The 12,605-nt window shown below is 32.8% G+C and carries 17 protein-coding genes; 15 read left to right on the top strand and 2 right to left on the bottom strand.

Annotated features, from left to right (window positions below):
* Nucleotides 1-19: 19 nt before the first annotated feature.
* Entirely contained in the window at nt 20-412 is a 393-nt protein-coding gene (locus HMPREF2706_RS07080; protein WP_047796282.1) for a ribonuclease HI family protein, read from the bottom strand.
* Between the two features lie 236 nt (nt 413-648).
* The gene (locus tag HMPREF2706_RS07085) at nt 649-1,353 is read right to left on the bottom strand and encodes a queuosine precursor transporter (protein ID WP_064212357.1); all 705 of its coding nucleotides are present in this window, start codon (nt 1,351-1,353) and stop codon (nt 649-651) included.
* Between the two features lie 273 nt (nt 1,354-1,626).
* On the opposite strand from HMPREF2706_RS07085, the gene HMPREF2706_RS11900 reads away from it, so the two are divergent.
* The 15 genes from HMPREF2706_RS11900 (at nt 1,627) to HMPREF2706_RS07155 (ending at nt 12,336) form a co-directional block, all read left to right on the top strand.
* Entirely contained in the window at nt 1,627-1,821 is a 195-nt protein-coding gene (locus HMPREF2706_RS11900) for a zinc-finger domain-containing protein (protein WP_023350266.1), read from the top strand.
* Between the two features lie 12 nt (nt 1,822-1,833).
* Complete coding sequence (locus HMPREF2706_RS07090; RefSeq protein ID WP_002433917.1) at nt 1,834-2,088, top strand: NifU N-terminal domain-containing protein; 255 nt, start codon at nt 1,834-1,836, stop codon at nt 2,086-2,088.
* Between the two features lie 33 nt (nt 2,089-2,121).
* A complete protein-coding gene (locus HMPREF2706_RS07095; protein ID WP_070862290.1) occupies nt 2,122-3,234 on the top strand; it encodes a conserved virulence factor C family protein in 1,113 nt (370 codons plus the stop codon).
* 51 nt (nt 3,235-3,285) lie between these two features.
* Nucleotides 3,286-3,723, top strand: a complete 438-nt coding sequence (gene brxA, locus HMPREF2706_RS07100) for a bacilliredoxin BrxA (protein WP_023350268.1) — start codon at nt 3,286-3,288, stop codon at nt 3,721-3,723.
* Between the two features lie 187 nt (nt 3,724-3,910).
* The gene (locus HMPREF2706_RS07105) at nt 3,911-4,867 is read left to right on the top strand and encodes a thymidylate synthase (RefSeq protein WP_049428670.1); all 957 of its coding nucleotides are present in this window, start codon (nt 3,911-3,913) and stop codon (nt 4,865-4,867) included.
* A gap of 67 nt (nt 4,868-4,934) precedes the next feature.
* The gene (locus HMPREF2706_RS07110; RefSeq protein ID WP_047796278.1) at nt 4,935-5,420 is read left to right on the top strand and encodes a dihydrofolate reductase; all 486 of its coding nucleotides are present in this window, start codon (nt 4,935-4,937) and stop codon (nt 5,418-5,420) included.
* 10 nt (nt 5,421-5,430) lie between these two features.
* Nucleotides 5,431-6,270, top strand: a complete 840-nt coding sequence (fakB2, locus tag HMPREF2706_RS07115; RefSeq protein ID WP_023350270.1) for a fatty acid kinase binding subunit FakB2 — start codon at nt 5,431-5,433, stop codon at nt 6,268-6,270.
* A 105-nt stretch (nt 6,271-6,375) separates the two neighbouring features.
* On the top strand, nt 6,376-6,903 hold the full coding sequence (msrA, locus tag HMPREF2706_RS07120) for a peptide-methionine (S)-S-oxide reductase MsrA (protein ID WP_049428667.1): 528 nt from the start codon (nt 6,376-6,378) through the stop codon (nt 6,901-6,903).
* Entirely contained in the window at nt 6,896-7,324 is a 429-nt protein-coding gene (msrB, locus tag HMPREF2706_RS07125; protein WP_002433862.1) for a peptide-methionine (R)-S-oxide reductase MsrB, read from the top strand. The genes msrA and msrB overlap by 8 nt, the downstream gene beginning before the upstream one ends.
* A 12-nt stretch (nt 7,325-7,336) precedes the next feature.
* Nucleotides 7,337-7,837, top strand: a complete 501-nt coding sequence (locus tag HMPREF2706_RS07130) for a PTS sugar transporter subunit IIA (protein ID WP_002453251.1) — start codon at nt 7,337-7,339, stop codon at nt 7,835-7,837.
* Entirely contained in the window at nt 7,837-8,061 is a 225-nt protein-coding gene (locus HMPREF2706_RS07135) for a YozE family protein (RefSeq protein WP_070862291.1), read from the top strand. Before HMPREF2706_RS07130 ends, HMPREF2706_RS07135 begins: the two co-directional genes overlap by 1 nt.
* 358 nt (nt 8,062-8,419) lie before the next feature.
* Nucleotides 8,420-9,898 carry a S41 family peptidase gene (locus tag HMPREF2706_RS07140; RefSeq protein WP_049428665.1) on the top strand — a complete coding sequence of 493 codons (1,479 nt, stop codon included), beginning with the start codon at nt 8,420-8,422 and terminating at the stop codon, nt 9,896-9,898.
* 216 nt (nt 9,899-10,114) lie between these two features.
* A complete protein-coding gene (locus tag HMPREF2706_RS07145) occupies nt 10,115-10,618 on the top strand; it encodes a GNAT family N-acetyltransferase (protein WP_023350273.1) in 504 nt (167 codons plus the stop codon).
* Nucleotides 10,619-10,635: 17 nt separating this feature from the next.
* Nucleotides 10,636-11,709, top strand: a complete 1,074-nt coding sequence (locus HMPREF2706_RS07150) for an undecaprenyldiphospho-muramoylpentapeptide beta-N-acetylglucosaminyltransferase (protein ID WP_002433989.1) — start codon at nt 10,636-10,638, stop codon at nt 11,707-11,709.
* Between the two features lie 12 nt (nt 11,710-11,721).
* Entirely contained in the window at nt 11,722-12,336 is a 615-nt protein-coding gene (locus tag HMPREF2706_RS07155) for a phosphatase PAP2 family protein (protein WP_002433679.1), read from the top strand.
* The last annotated feature ends 269 nt before the right edge of the window (nt 12,337-12,605 follow it).

The raw sequence follows: 12,605 nt of genomic DNA on the forward strand, positions 1-12,605 counted from the left end.
CCTATAGCCTGTTCTTTTTTTATTTAATCAATTTATATAAAGCTTGTTGCGCATGCTGGTTTGCTTCTTTATTTTTATCTCTAGGAACCCATTTAACAAACATTAAATCAAAACTTTGTTCGAGAATTTCCATATTATCATAATAAGGTTTAAATTTAGCATTTTTTACACGACCACTATTAACACTATCTTCAATTAATTTTGAATCAGTATGAAGTAGGGCGTTTCTAACATTGAGCTCTCTTGCATGTTCTAACGCATAAATCATTGCTGCCCATTCCGCACTATGATTATCTAACTCTCCTAAATCATGAGTAAACACGTGACGTTCAGATTCTTCTTTAATTACAACTGCACATGCACTTCTACCCGGATTACCTTTAGTTGCCGCATCAAAGTATATTTTTGCCATCTCATATACACCTTCGTTTGTAAGTTTGACTATATTGTAGCAAATTTATAAATAGACAGGTCAAATCATTTCTTTCCTGACTTTTTCTTGAAAATGATTACCTTTAAAGACTTGTTTTATACCTGTATATTGAGACAAGATCCTGAAAAAACGCGCACATAAAAAACTGTCAACAAAGTCCTTAGACTTTATCGACAGTCTCAATTAACTTAGTCCTTTAATAGGTCGACTAAGAATTAATAGCCTTCATCAAGTTTTTGAATCTTACCTTTGCGATAGAAAGATTTAGCAATGTAACCGAAAGGCACATTGAATATAGTTGAAATAAGTTTTAGTAGGTAAGTTGTTATAAATATTTCGAACACAGCCATATTAGGTAAAGTACCGGCAAATGCAATGATAACAAATAATGCTGTATCTATAATTGAACTTAAAATCGTACTACCATAAGCACGTATAATGAACGTTTTATCTGAACTAAAAATCTTTTTAATCATAGAAAAGATAAACACATCTACATGTTGCCCGATAATATATGCAACGATTGAACCTAAAGCAATTCTAGGCACTAAATCAAAGATTGTTTTAAGCGCACCTTGAGCAGTATCTTCAGGTGCAGGTATAAAGTGTAAAGACATTTGCATTACCATAATCATTACTAATGTTGAAGAAAAACCTAACCAAACGGCACGTTTTGCTACTTTTCTGCCGTAAATATCATTCAATATGTCAGTAGCAAGATAGATAGAGGCGAACATAACATTCCCTAATGTCGCCGAAATGCCAAATATATGAACTGTCTTTATGACTTGAATATTAGCTATAATTGTTCCCATTGCTACCCATGCAATTAAACCATGCTTCCCAAAAAAGCGATACATGAGAACCATTAAAATAAATGTAACTATAAACGAAGCTACACCAAAAATCTCATTAAACATCTTACATCCTCCTAAATTTTGTTAAAGCGGGTGTTTAGAAACCGCGAAAAAACAACCTAATTAGTTTACTTTAAAAAACAAAAATATGCAATAGCGTTACTAAAATTTACATAATACATACAACTCAATCAGCATTCTTTCTCAGTACCATTTGCAACAAACTTCCAATAATTAAATATAAATTGATTATTTCAAAATACATCCCTAACAATGCTATAATACAAACATGTGAAATAAGAGATGTAACATTAATAAAGTATATAGCTAAAGGAAGTGGAGGCTATACTCACTTATTCAGAACAAAAAGCGATTAATAAAATCGACGAGCTCATGAACACTTATTGTTACCAATGCCCACTAAAAGCGCACAACAGAAAAACGCAAGGTAAAACACAAGCGCATCATTTTTGCATTAATGAGTGTTCAGTAGGTAAACAAATCAAACAAATAGGGAACGAGCTACAATAGGAGGACACCAATATGGAAATCGTAGCAATTTCAGAAACACCAAATCACAACACTATGAAAATTTCTTTAAGTGAACCACGTCAAGATAATTCTTCAACAACTTATACTTCTGCTAAAGAAGGGCAACCAGAATTCATTAATCGGTTATTCGATATCGATGGCGTCAAATCTATTTTTTATGTGATGGACTTCATCTCAGTTGACAAAGAAGATGACGCAAACTGGGATGATTTATTACCACAAATTCAAGCAGCTTTTAATCATTAATATAAACGTTTTATTTAAAAGGGGGGCTAAAAAATGGAGATTGTTCGTGTAGAACCTACTCCTAGTCCTAATACAATGAAAATTGTATTATCTGAAAAAAGAGAAGATAATCAATCCAATACTTATACTGAAGTAAGAGAAAATCAACCACAATTTATTAACGATCTTCTCAAACTTGAAGGCGTAAAATCCATCTTTTATGTGATGGATTTCCTAGCAATAGACAAACAACCAAAGGCCTATTGGGAAGACGTCTTACCTCAAATCACTTCAACACTTAATAATGAATCAAGCTATAATCAAGAACCTCAACCAGACGAACATTATGGTGAAGTTCGTGCGGAAGTTCTAATGTTTAAAGGGATACCTTATCAACTTAAGATTACAACAAATAAAGATGAACAACGTAAACAATTACCAGAAATTTATATCGATAAAATGCTAGAAGCCCAAAAAGAAAATGATAATGTAGTATTCTTGAGAAAATGGGAAAATTTCGGCATTCGATATGGTAATATGGAAGAAGTAATGGAGAGCGTTTATGAAGAAGTTATCGCACTTTATCCCGAAGAACGCCTTGATTCGCTAGTTAAAGAAGCACTTGAAACTGATATTATAGTTCCAGAACAACATTATCAACATGTCACATTGGATGAGTATGATTCAGCACAAGATTGGAAAGCACGTCTCAGAATGCTTAAGGCATTTCCAACACCTACATTTGATGATATCCCGTTGTTAGAAACAGCACTTAATGAAGAGAAAGTCCCTTTAAGACGTGAAGCTGTTGTGCTACTAGGGATGATTGAAGATCCTAAAATTTTACCTTATATTTATCAAGGTCTTCACGACAAAAGTCCAGCTGTAAGAAGAACTGCTGGCGATTGCCTTAGTGACTTAGGTTTCAAAGAAGCTTTACCAGAAATGGAAAAAGCACTTAATGACCCTCAAAAAATCGTAAGATGGCGTGCAGCGATGTTTATTTTTGATGAGGGTAATGAGGAACAATTGGCATCACTAAAAGCACATGCAGATGATTCAGCGTATGAAGTCAAACTTCAAATAGAAATGGCTATCTCCAGAATAGAAAATGGAGATGAGGCTTTAGGTTCAGTTTGGAAACAAATTGCTAATCGGAAAAGATAACTTATTAATGTTTAATAATAAATGACAAAAGAAGTATCAAGGAGTGTTAATATGAACGGCTATGAGTCTTATATGAGAGAATTAGCGCAACAAATGCGTTCTGAACTTACTGAAAATGGTTTTAAAAGTTTAGAAACTAGTGACGATGTGAAGGGTTACATGAATGACTTAAAAGATGATGAAACAACATTCGTTGTTATTAATTCAACATGTGGTTGTGCAGCAGGATTAGCTAGACCAGCTGCTGTAGCGGTTGCTGAACAAAACGAAGTGAAACCCACAAATAAAGTAACTGTTTTTGCAGGTCAGGATAAAGAAGCAACACAAACAATGCGTGAATACATCCAACAAGTGCCTTCTAGTCCTTCATATGCCTTGTTTAAAGGGCAAAACTTAGTTCACTTTATCCCTCGTGAACATATTGAAGGCAGAGATATTAACGATATCGCAATGGATTTAAAAGACGCTTTTGATGACCATTGCCAATAATTTTTTAATTGTACTACCCGAGTTACAGCATTTCACAATGTAACTCGGTTTTTTTATCCAAAAAAAGAAATTTGTCATCTTAAATAGCTCTCCCTATCAACAGTTAATGATTTCTAGTATAATATTCAGTAATATAATTTATTAATAATAACTAAAATAAAGTGATTTACTTAAAGGAGCTGTACATATGTATAATCCATTCGACAAAGCGTATCATAGCTTATGCGAAGAGGTATTAGAAATAGGTAATCAACGTGATGATCGTACTCATACTGGTACAATTTCTAAGTTTGGTCATCAATTAAGATTTGATTTATCAAAGGGGTTCCCTTTATTAACAACTAAAAAAGTTTCATTTAAATTAGTAGCTACAGAATTGTTGTGGTTTATTAAAGGTGATACAAACATCCAATATTTACTTAAATATAATAATAATATATGGAACGAGTGGGCCTTCGAAAATTACGTTAATTCTGAAGACTATCAAGGACCTGACATGACTAACTTTGGACATCGTTCTCAAGAAGATCCAGAATTTAATGAGCAATATAAAGAAGAGATGAAAAAATTTAAAGAACGTATTCTAAATGATGATGAATTCGCTCGCCAATATGGTGATTTAGGTAATGTTTACGGAAAACAGTGGAGAGACTGGGAAGATAAAGATGGTAATCACTACGATCAGCTAAAAACAGTGATTGAGCAAATTAAAACAAATCCTAATTCTCGCCGTCATATTGTGTCTGCGTGGAATCCTACAGAGATTGAGACCATGGCGCTACCACCATGTCACACTATGTTCCAATTTTACGTTCAAGATGGTAAGTTAAGTTGCCAACTTTATCAACGTAGTGCTGACATTTTCTTAGGTGTACCTTTCAATATTGCGAGCTACGCCTTACTTACTCATCTCATCGCAAAAGAATGTGAACTTGAAGTAGGTGAATTTGTTCATACCTTCGGAGATGCACATATTTATTCAAACCATATGTCAGCTATTGAAACTCAACTTTCTCGTGAGAGTTACAAAGCACCGACTTTACAGATAAATTCAGACAAATCCATTTTCGATATCAACTATGAAGATTTAGAAATTGTGGATTATGAATCACACCCTGCTATCAAAGCACCTATAGCGGTATAGATTGACTTACTTTATAAATAAAAATATAGAAATCTAATCATATTTACCATAAGAAAGGGGGAAGACGATGACTTTATCCATCCTCGTCGCACATGATAAACAAAGAGTTATCGGATATCAAAATCAATTACCTTGGCACCTTCCAAATGATTTAAAACACGTTAAACAATTATCAACTGGTCACACATTGGTAATGGGTAGAAAAACTTTCGAATCTATTGGGAAACCTTTACCAAATAGACGAAATGTTGTATTAACAAACAATCCTTCATTTAAACACGAAGGTGTCGATGTCATTCATTCTATTGAAGAAATTAATGATATTCCTGGACAAGTATTTATTTTTGGTGGACAAACACTTTTCGAAGAAATGATAGATAAAGTTGATGACATGTATATCACTGTTGTCGACGGTAAGTTCCAAGGAGATACATTCTTCCCTCCTTATACATTTGAAGATTGGGAAGTTGAGAGTTCTGTTGAAGGACAATTAGACGAAAAAAATACTATTCCGCATACATTTTTACATTTAGTGCGCAGAAATGACCAATAGGAGGCTATTTATGACTAAACAAGTTATCGTCACGGATTCCACCTCTGATTTATCACATGAATACTTAAAGAAACATGATATTCACGTTATTCCTTTAAGTATCACTATTGATGGTAATTCTTATACTGATCAAGAAGACATTTCTTCTAAAGAATATATTGAATATATCGAGGCAGATGCAGACGTCAAAACGAGTCAACCGCCCATCGGTAAATTTATAGAAAAATATGAAGAGTTAATTAAAGAAGATGTAGAGATTATTAGCATACATCTATCTTCAGGTCTGAGTGGTACTTATAATACTGCCGTTCAAGCTAGTCAAATGGTAGGCGGTAAAATTACTGTTATCGATTCTAAATCAATCTCATATGGCTTAGGTTATCAAATTGAGCACATCGTTGATTTAGTTGAAAAGGGAACACCTACAACTGACATTGTTGAAAGTGTCGACAAACTACGCGATAATATTCAACTTTTCGTAGTCATAGGGCAATTGAATCAACTTATTAAGGGCGGACGTATTAGTAAAACTAAAGGTTTAATAGGGAATATTATGAAGATTAAACCCATAGGTACATTAAATGAGGGAAAATTAGAACTTGTTCATAATGCTAGAACTCAAAAATCTAGCATTCAATATTTAAAGAAAGAAATAACTGAATTTATTGAAAATCATAATGTTAAATCAATAGGTGTTGCTCATGCGAATGTGATTGAATTTGTTGATAAACTCAAAAAGTCATTTAGCGATGCTTTTCATTTTGATCAATTTGATGTCAACGTCACAACTCCAGTTATTTCAACTCACACAGGTCAAGGTGCTATTGGTCTAGTTGTACTTAGAGATTAATTCTTTAGGATAAACTCTAGCTATTTAATGTTGAGTAAAATACTTTAAATTACATGGTGTTTAGCGTAAATTATTAAAAAAGAGACAACTTAAGGAGGTACTACTATGGCATATGCAACGCTTGCAGGAGGTTGTTTCTGGTGTATGGTAAAACCATTTACTTCTTACCCAGGAATAAAATCTGTCGTTTCAGGATATAGTGGTGGTCACGTTGAGAATCCCACTTATGAACAAGTCTGTACGAATCAAACTGGTCACGTTGAAGCTGTACAAATTGAATACGACCCTGAAATTACTTCCTTCGAAAATATATTAGATGTTTACTTTAAAACATTCGACCCCACAGATGATGGTGGTCAGTTCTTCGATAGAGGTGAAAGTTATCAGCCAGTAATCTTTTATCATGATGATCATCAGAAAAAGGCAGCTGAATTGAAAAAACAACAAATTGATGAGCAAGGTATATTTAATAAACCTGTCATCACACCAATCAAACCTTATAAAAACTTCTACCCTGCTGAAGATTATCACCAAGACTATTATGAGAAAAATCCATTGCACTATGAGCAATACCAACGTGGATCTGGCAGAAAAGCATTTATAGAATCACATTGGGGGTCTCAAAATGATTAAGAAAAATAAAGATGAATTGAATGAAATGGAATATCTTGTCACTCAAGAAAATGGCACAGAACCACCATTCCAAAATGAATATTGGAATCATTTTGATAAGGGTATTTATGTTGATAAATTATCTGGTAAACCTTTATTCACATCAGAAGAAAAATTTGAATCTAACTGTGGTTGGCCAAGTTTCTCCAAAGCATTAAATGATGATGAAATCATTGAACTCGTTGATAAATCTTTTGGTATGATAAGAACTGAAGTACGTTCTGAAGATGCTAATAGTCATTTAGGACATGTATTCAATGACGGTCCGAAGGAAACCGGTGGTCTACGCTATTGTATTAATTCAGCAGCTATTCAATTTATTCCATATGAAAAGTTAGAAGAACTTGGATATGGTGATTTAATTCCACACTTTGAAAAATAGGAGTGAACAACAATGTTTAAAAAATTATTCGGAAAAGGCAAAGAAATCAATAAAGATATTAAAATATACGCACCGTTAACAGGTGAATATGTGAAAATTGAAGATATTCCTGACCCTGTATTTGCACAAAAAATGATGGGTGAGGGTTTTGGTATAAATCCTACAGAAGGTGAAGTCGTTGCACCAATTGAAGGCAAGGTCGACAATGTCTTCCCAACTAAGCACGCTGTAGGACTTAAAGCAGACAATGGATTAGAACTACTCGTACACATTGGTCTAGATACTGTTCAACTTGATGGTGAAGGCTTTGAAGTATTAGTCGAAAGTGGTGACACTGTGAAGGTAGGCGACCCACTTATTCGTTTTGATTTAGAATATATTAAAAATAATGCTAAATCAGTCATTTCACCAATTATTATCACAAATTCTGACCAAACTGAGTCTATTCATTTAGAAGATGTAGAAGCAGTTGTTAAAGGCGAGACTCAAGTTATTGATGTGACTGTAAGCTAATGGTTAAAAATTACTCATTCTATCAATTTGTTATGATTGTTCGTGGTCGTAAAGACGATAAAGGGGAATTAGCTGAGCAAATCTTTGATGACCTTGCATTTCCTAAACATGAAGATGACTTCAACGTCCTTTCAGAGTACATTGAAACTCAAAGTGAGTTTACTGTACCCATGTATGTCTTTGATGATTTATACGAAGAGTATACTGAATGGTTAAAATTTTAAAATTAAACAAAGTTTTTACTAATAAAAAAAGGGAGTGAACTTTGTGTTCAAACGATTAAAGTTGAATACTATTTCACTCCCACATTTTTGTTTGATTTTGTATATAAATTAAAGCCATCATTTACATATGTTAGCATGATTCTCAATTTTTCAAATTAATTTAAGATACATCTTACGACTCATGTATATGAAACATAGTTATATAATAATGAAGAGTAGTCCTCGCTTAATTTGCTTCACAGTTGGAGAAGTTGTCTATTTTATATATTTTCTAACTTCATTTTCATAAAAAAGGGAGAACTAAGAGCATATACATAATGATTATTATAAATTTAGCAAGTACAAGGGATGTGATAAAGTGAGTAATGATTCAGAACGTAATGATGCACAACAACAAGACGACGAAAGTCAATCAAATTCTCAAAATAAAAACAAACAAGTAAGATTTAAACTTTGGCAGTTTCTGTTGATTCTCCTTGGAGTTATTTTAATAACAGCAGGAATCACTGTGGCCGCGACGATATTGATTAGTCATAAGATGAGCGGACTCAATAAAGATCAACGTGCAGATTTAAAAAAGATAGAATATGTATATAAGACGCTAAATAAAGATTATTATAAAAAGCAAGATTCAGATAAATTAACACAATCAGCAATTGACGGAATGGTTAAAGAATTAAAGGATCCATATTCAGAATATATGACTTCTGAGGAAACTAAACAATTCAATGAAGGTGTGTCAGGAGATTTCGTTGGCATTGGCGCAGAAATGCAGAAGAAAAATGATCAAATTAGTATTACCAGCCCAATGAAAGACTCACCAGCTGAAAAAGCAGGAATACAACCGAAAGATGTCGTAACGAAAGTTAATGGTAAATCTGTTGAAGGCAAACCATTAGACCAAGTCGTAAAACTAGTCAGAGGTAAAAAAGGTACTAAAGTAACTTTAACTATCAAACGAGGTTCTCAAGAAAAAGACATTAAGATTAAACGTGATACGATTCATGTTAAGAGTGTCGAATACGAGAAAAAAGGCAACGTTGGTGTCTTTACTATTAATAAATTCCAAAGTAATACATCTGGAGAATTAAAATCTGCAATTATCAAGGCACACAAACAAGGTGTACGTAAAATAGTATTAGATTTACGTAACAATCCTGGTGGTCTTCTAGACGAAGCTGTTAAAATGGCGAACATCTTTATTGATAAAGGAAAAACAGTTGTTCAATTAGAAAAAGGCGATGATAAGGAGCAATTGAAAACATCAAATGATTCGTTGAAACAAGCAAAAGATATGGATGTTTCTATCTTAGTAAATGATGGTTCAGCAAGTGCATCAGAAGTCTTTACAGGTGCTATGAAAGATTATCATAAAGCTAAGGTTTATGGCTCTAAAACATTTGGTAAAGGAATTGTTCAAACTACACGTGAATTCGGTGATGGTTCATTACTAAAATATACTGAAATGAAATGGTTAACACCTGATGATCATTATATTCATGGTAAAGGTATTCAACCGGACAGTAAAATAGCTACACCTAAATATCAATCTCTTAACGTCATACCTAATAATAAAACTTATCATTTAGGTGACGAGAATAAAAATGTTAAAACGATGAAAATTGGACTCACAGCCTTAGGTTATAAAGTGAATAATGAGTCTAACCAATTTGATTCAGAATTAGAATCTGCAATTAAATCCTTCCAGAAAGACAATCATTTGGAAGTAACCGGAAAATTTGATAAAACGACAAATGATAAATTCACTCAAGAATTAGTTGAAAAATCAAATAAACATGATACTGTATTAGACAAATTACTTCAAAAACTTAAGTAAGATATTGTTTGAAAAGTAAATATAGGTTTGATTAAATCTTATTTATATGACTTAAAGTACTATTAGAGAGAATGTATCACTCATTTATTTAACACAATCTATATAATAGTTAGCGACTTTAGTTATATAAGTTTAAAATACGCCTCATTTGTTAAATTATATAAGAAATGGGGCGTATCATTTTTTTAATACTATAAAAAAGAGGTGTTTTGGCAGATGATTAGAACAGCAACAAAAAATGATTTACCTGTAATTGAAAAACTCGTTGATGAAGCAAAAGAAAAAATGAAAGAATTTAATAATAATCAATGGGACGATAAATACCCTGTAACCGAACATTTTGAGAAAGACATCGAAACCGAAACACTTTATGTATTGGATGTAGATAGTAAAATTTACGGTTTTATTGTTATCGACCAAACACAATCAGAGTGGTATGATGACATTGAATGGCCAGTTAATCGTGAAGGTGCTTATGTTATCCATAGATTAGCTGGATCAAAAGATTATAAAGGTGCAGCAACTGAACTTTTCCAATTTGCGGTAGATTTAACAGAGGAACATGGCATACATGTTATTCTTACTGACACGTTTGCGCTAAATAAACCCGCGCAAAATCTTTTTGAGAAATTTGGATTTACTAAAGCTGGAGAAGCAGAAATGGATTATCATCCTTTCGATAGAGGCGCACCATTTTACGCTTATTATAAAAAAATATAGGAATAGAGGTTGTAACTATGTCGAAAATTGCATTTACCGGTGGAGGAACAGTAGGACACGTATCTGTTAACTTGAGTCTTATTCCTACTGCTGTGGAAAAAGGTCATGAAGCGTTTTATATCGGTTCTAAACAAGGAATTGAAAGAGAGATGATTGAATCTCAACTACCAGATATAAAATACTATCCTATTTCTAGTGGTAAATTACGTCGTTATTTATCATTTGAAAATGCTAAAGACGTTTTTAAAGTATTAAAAGGCGTGTTAGATGCACGTAAAATTCTAAAAAAACATAAACCTGATTTATTATTTTCAAAGGGCGGATTCGTAAGCGTTCCTGTGGTCATTGCAGCCCGCTCACTAAAAATACCTACAATCATCCACGAATCTGATTTAACACCAGGACTTGCGAATAAAATCGCACTTAAATTCGCTAAAAAAATTTATACGACATTTGAAGATACACTTCAATATCTTCCTAAAGACAAAGCTGACTTTGTTGGCGCAACCGTTCGTGAGGATTTGAAACAAGGTAATAAAGAACGTGGTTATCAATTAACCGGTTTTAACACAGATAAAAAGGTCTTACTCGTAATGGGTGGTAGTCTTGGTAGTAAGAAACTCAATGAAACAATTCGTGAAAATCTAGAGGCCTTATTACATGATTATCAAATTATCCATTTAACTGGTAAAGGACTAGTTGATAACACTATTGATAAAAAAGGTTATGTTCAATATGAATTTGTTAAAGATGATTTAACTGATTTATTAGCTATAACAGATACAGTAGTAAGTCGTGCCGGTGCAAATGCGATTTATGAATTCTTAACATTAAGAATACCTATGTTATTAATCCCATTAGGTTTAGATCAATCTCGTGGAGACCAAATTGATAACGCTAAAAACTTTTCATCGAAAGGCTATGGCCGATATACACTTGAAGATGAACTAACTCAAGTAGGTTTATTACAAGAGTTAAATGATATTGAAACAAATCGTGAAGATATCATTAAACAAATGAAAACATATAAAGAAAGTTACACTAAAGAAGATTTATTTGATAAAATTGTACATGATGCATTAAATAAGTAGGGGGCACCAAGCATGAACCGTTGGACGCGCATTTCATTACTCATTGTTTTCACACTCGTTTTTGGGATAATCGCATTTTTCCATGAATCTCGTCTAGGAAAGTGGATTGATAATGAGGTTTATGATTTTATTTATGCATCAGAGAGTTTTATCACTACATCAATTATGCTAGGTGCGACTAAAATTGGTGAAGTTTGGGCCATGTTATGTCTATCACTCACACTTGTAGCATATTTAATGTTAAAACGTTATCAAATTGAAACATTATTCTTTGCTATAGCAATGGGTCTTTCAAGCATACTTAATCCTGTCCTTAAAAATATTTTCGACAGAGAACGTCCAACACTCCTACGTTTAATTGATATTTCTGGATTTAGCTTTCCTAGTGGACACGCAATGGGCGCAACCTCATACTTTGGAAGCATCATTTACATTTTAAATCGCCATGATTCAGGTATTTCTAAAGGTGTGTTAATAGGATTAAGTGCATTATTCATATTATTAATTTCAACATCAAGAGTCTATTTAGGCGTTCATTATCCTACTGATATTATTGCAGGTATTATTGGTGGCGCCTTTTGTATTGTACTATCGACACTTATCCTAAAGAAACAACTCGCCATATAAACCTTGCACGACAAATAATAACCTAACCACTGAAATGATTCTTAAAAAGAAGATTTCAGTGGTTTTTTGTGTTTTAATGAGAATTTATTTATGCCTTCTTGAATGTAAGTTTAATGTAAATAATATTTATATAATATAAATATCTTTGTTTTATTTTTGAATCAATATAGACTATAAATGCTTTTATATAAGTGTTTATAGTCTTTTTGTTTTTGAAAAATAATAAACAAAAGTTTTTGATTTACGAAAACTTAATTTTGAAAAAAGTT

It is taken from the genome of Staphylococcus sp. HMSC067F07 (assembly GCF_001837405.1).
In the GTDB taxonomy this organism is placed as follows: domain Bacteria; phylum Bacillota; class Bacilli; order Staphylococcales; family Staphylococcaceae; genus Staphylococcus; species Staphylococcus capitis.

Excerpts from the sequence above, each read along its gene's own strand:
- HMPREF2706_RS07080 (WP_047796282.1), bottom strand. The coding sequence starts at position 412 with ATGGCAAAAATATACTTTGATGCGGCAACTAAAGGTAATCCGGGTAGA.
- HMPREF2706_RS07085 (WP_064212357.1), bottom strand. The coding sequence starts at position 1,353 with ATGTTTAATGAGATTTTTGGTGTAGCTTCGTTTATAGTTACATTTATT.
- HMPREF2706_RS07090 (WP_002433917.1), top strand. The coding sequence starts at position 1,834 with ATGGAAATCGTAGCAATTTCAGAAACACCAAATCACAACACTATGAAA.
- HMPREF2706_RS07095 (WP_070862290.1), top strand. The coding sequence starts at position 2,122 with ATGGAGATTGTTCGTGTAGAACCTACTCCTAGTCCTAATACAATGAAA.
- brxA (WP_023350268.1), top strand. The coding sequence starts at position 3,286 with ATGAACGGCTATGAGTCTTATATGAGAGAATTAGCGCAACAAATGCGT.
- HMPREF2706_RS07105 (WP_049428670.1), top strand. The coding sequence starts at position 3,911 with ATGTATAATCCATTCGACAAAGCGTATCATAGCTTATGCGAAGAGGTA.
- HMPREF2706_RS07110 (WP_047796278.1), top strand. The coding sequence starts at position 4,935 with ATGACTTTATCCATCCTCGTCGCACATGATAAACAAAGAGTTATCGGA.
- fakB2 (WP_023350270.1), top strand. The coding sequence starts at position 5,431 with ATGACTAAACAAGTTATCGTCACGGATTCCACCTCTGATTTATCACAT.
- msrA (WP_049428667.1), top strand. The coding sequence starts at position 6,376 with ATGGCATATGCAACGCTTGCAGGAGGTTGTTTCTGGTGTATGGTAAAA.
- msrB (WP_002433862.1), top strand. The coding sequence starts at position 6,896 with ATGATTAAGAAAAATAAAGATGAATTGAATGAAATGGAATATCTTGTC.
- HMPREF2706_RS07130 (WP_002453251.1), top strand. The coding sequence starts at position 7,337 with ATGTTTAAAAAATTATTCGGAAAAGGCAAAGAAATCAATAAAGATATT.
- HMPREF2706_RS07135 (WP_070862291.1), top strand. The coding sequence starts at position 7,837 with ATGGTTAAAAATTACTCATTCTATCAATTTGTTATGATTGTTCGTGGT.
- HMPREF2706_RS07145 (WP_023350273.1), top strand. The coding sequence starts at position 10,115 with ATGATTAGAACAGCAACAAAAAATGATTTACCTGTAATTGAAAAACTC.
- HMPREF2706_RS07150 (WP_002433989.1), top strand. The coding sequence starts at position 10,636 with ATGTCGAAAATTGCATTTACCGGTGGAGGAACAGTAGGACACGTATCT.
- HMPREF2706_RS07155 (WP_002433679.1), top strand. The coding sequence starts at position 11,722 with ATGAACCGTTGGACGCGCATTTCATTACTCATTGTTTTCACACTCGTT.